Source organism: Vibrio sp. 2132-1, from assembly GCF_033344315.1.
In genome coordinates this window covers 1-615 of sequence record NZ_JAWPON010000523.1, presented here as the reverse complement: position 1 = coordinate 615, position 615 = coordinate 1, and the positions used below count along the sequence as shown (strand labels likewise).

The window sequence follows — 615 nt, the reverse complement described above, 5'->3', positions numbered from 1 at the left end:
ATTCTCGACATCACTACAGGTTGACCTTGCTGTTTACCCGTCACATCTTTGAGCTGAGTTTCTACGCCATCTTGGATAATGAAGGTCGAGTTCGGAACGTAATCACCTAGCGCAAGGTCAATGTCGATGAGAACATCGTCCGCGGTTGCATCTGCTTGGAAACCATCACCATTGTGGTCTTCGAACACCTTTCCGATGATAGAAGCGGTATCGAATACTTTGTCTGGCATCACTTCGACGGTTGCGCTCGCTAGGTTCGATTTCACCACGTAGTTAGTGCTGGTGTTCTGTGCCGAGAAGCTTTCAGCTGGTGGCGCTTCTGCCCATGCAGTGTTGGTGTAGACACCAAAGGTAGCACCGACACTGACGCGCATTAGGTAACGAATGCGCACAGCATCCGCAGTTTGAGAATCGCCTTTACCATAGATATTCATGTCACCAACATCGAAGAACAGCTGGTTTGTCTTGGTCGGCTCGACCGTGATTTGAATATCGTCTGAGGTATCAAATACGCCATCAGGGCCGCTATTTACCATCTCGGTAGAATCAGGAATGTAAGCAAAGCCACCAGGATAACGGTCGACCAAACGCACTCCTGAGAATGGGTTGTCGTTT

1 protein-coding gene is annotated in these 615 nt (G+C 49.1%); it reads right to left on the bottom strand.

Annotated elements, in window-relative coordinates:
* Positions 1-615, bottom strand: a 615-nt coding sequence (locus tag R8N47_RS26430; protein WP_318186259.1) for a hypothetical protein, incomplete at both ends; no start/stop codon positions are given.